Annotated in this window: 2 rRNA genes; both read right to left on the reverse strand. The window is 48.7% G+C overall.

Going from position 1 to position 1,973, the window contains the following annotated elements:
- Positions 1–97, reverse strand: a 23S ribosomal RNA gene (locus tag L652_RS0115105); the annotation flags it as partial.
- A 296-nt stretch (positions 98–393) separates the two neighbouring features.
- Positions 394–1,929 (reverse strand): 16S ribosomal RNA (locus L652_RS01000000123900).
- Between the last annotated feature and the right edge of the window lie 44 nt (positions 1,930–1,973).

Here is a 1,973-nt window from a genome sequence, read left to right on the forward strand (position 1 = left end):
GCTTTTTACTAGCTTGACTAGGCTTATCGCAAGTTAATACGTCCTTCATCGCCTCCAACTGCCAAGGCATCCACCGTGTACGCTTAGTCACTTAACCATACAACCCAAACGGGTCTTTGTTTTGTGACAGTTTAACTTCGCCAGAAGTTAATATTGAATACTAAAGTAGATACCAATCAATCGACTCATAAGAGTGATTAAATGGCACTGAATGATACTGCTATCATTCTTTTTTACTTTTGAAAACTCTGTACAAATAACAATGTTATTCATACTAATTTTATTATCAGCTTTTCCAAATTTTTAAAGAGCATATTAATTAACTAAGCCAGTGGCTTAACTAATTAACAATCATCTGTGTGGACACTACGAACAAATAAGTTCTAAATCGTATAAGGAGGTGATCCAGCCCCAGGTTCCCCTAGGGCTACCTTGTTACGACTTCACCCCAGTCATGAATCACTCCGTGGTAAACGTCCTCCCGAGGGTTAGACTATCTACTTCTGGAGCAACCCACTCCCATGGTGTGACGGGCGGTGTGTACAAGGCCCGGGAACGTATTCACCGCGTCATTCTGATACGCGATTACTAGCGATTCCGACTTCATGGAGTCGAGTTGCAGACTCCAATCCGGACTACGACGCACTTTAAGTGATTCGCTTACTCTCGCGAGTTCGCAGCACTCTGTATGCGCCATTGTAGCACGTGTGTAGCCCTACACGTAAGGGCCATGATGACTTGACGTCGTCCCCACCTTCCTCCGGTTTATCACCGGCAGTCTCCTTAGAGTTCTCAGCATTACCTGCTAGCAACTAAGGATAGGGGTTGCGCTCGTTGCGGGACTTAACCCAACATCTCACAACACGAGCTGACGACAGCCATGCAGCACCTGTATCAGAGTTCCCGAAGGCACCAAACCATCTCTGGTAAGTTCTCTGTATGTCAAGTGTAGGTAAGGTTCTTCGCGTTGCATCGAATTAAACCACATGCTCCACCGCTTGTGCGGGCCCCCGTCAATTCATTTGAGTTTTAACCTTGCGGCCGTACTCCCCAGGCGGTCTACTTAATGCGTTAGCTTTGAAAAACAGAACCGAGGTTCCGAGCTTCTAGTAGACATCGTTTACGGCGTGGACTACCGGGGTATCTAATCCCGTTTGCTCCCCACGCTTTCGTACATGAGCGTCAGTGTTGACCCAGGTGGCTGCCTTCGCCATCGGTATTCCTTCAGATCTCTACGCATTTCACCGCTACACCTGAAATTCTACCACCCTCTATCACACTCTAGTTTGCCAGTTCGAAATGCAGTTCCCAGGTTGAGCCCGGGGCTTTCACATCTCGCTTAACAAACCGCCTGCGTACGCTTTACGCCCAGTAATTCCGATTAACGCTCGCACCCTCCGTATTACCGCGGCTGCTGGCACGGAGTTAGCCGGTGCTTCTTCTGTCAGTAACGTCACAGCTAGCAGGTATTAACTACTAACCTTTCCTCCTGACTGAAAGTGCTTTACAACCCGAAGGCCTTCTTCACACACGCGGCATGGCTGCATCAGGCTTGCGCCCATTGTGCAATATTCCCCACTGCTGCCTCCCGTAGGAGTCTGGGCCGTGTCTCAGTCCCAGTGTGGCTGATCATCCTCTCAAACCAGCTAGGGATCGTCGCCTTGGTGAGCCATTACCTCACCAACTAGCTAATCCCACTTGGGCCAATCTAAAGGCGAGAGCCGAAGCCCCCTTTGGTCCGTAGACATTATGCGGTATTAGCAGTCGTTTCCAACTGTTGTCCCCCACCTCAAGGCATGTTCCCAAGCATTACTCACCCGTCCGCCGCTCGTCAGCAAAGTAGCAAGCTACTTTCTGTTACCGCTCGACTTGCATGTGTTAGGCCTGCCGCCAGCGTTCAATCTGAGCCATGATCAAACTCTTCAATTAAAAAGTTTTATGTCTTTCGACAGCTCAATGAATTCTGAATTTTT

This window comes from Pseudoalteromonas sp. TB25 (assembly GCF_000497995.1).
GTDB lineage: Bacteria > Pseudomonadota > Gammaproteobacteria > Enterobacterales > Alteromonadaceae > Pseudoalteromonas > Pseudoalteromonas distincta.